This window comes from Dellaglioa sp. CoH-57-MRSF-20 (assembly GCF_056781955.1).
Genome location: NZ_JBXAXV010000177.1, coordinates 1 through 356, shown reverse-complemented (window position 1 = coordinate 356; position 356 = coordinate 1). Strand labels below are relative to the sequence as shown.

Annotated in this window: 1 protein-coding gene; it reads right to left on the bottom strand. The window is 59.6% G+C overall.

What is annotated here, in order from left to right; translation table 11 throughout:
* Positions 1-261, bottom strand: a 261-nt coding sequence (locus AC1RPN_RS08670; protein WP_481763788.1) for a hypothetical protein, incomplete at its 3' end; no start/stop codon positions are given.
* Positions 262-356: the final 95 nt, after the last annotated feature.

Here is a 356-nt window from a genome sequence, read left to right as displayed (position 1 = left end):
CATATCGTTGAGCAGGACGCGGCGGATGCCCTCCGTAACCTCGTCCAGCGCAAGCCGCCGCGTGCTCTGCGGCTTTTCCTCGTCGCCGTACTCATCCACCGTCAGCACGCGCGGGGGCGTGTAGCCGTGTTCGTCGGCTTCTGCGTATTCTTCGGCCGTGACCCCGGCCCATTCGGAACACTCGTATTGCGCGCGATCCATCAGGCTGTAGACGAGTGCATGCGGAATGTCGAGCGTGAGTGAAACCAGTTTCGTACTCATTTCATTGTCCTTAGTGGGTAAGAGTCTGTAGTATGGACGCTATCAAACGGCGTGTCAAGCCCTTTATGCGGTGCACGTTCGGGCCGCCACGTGCT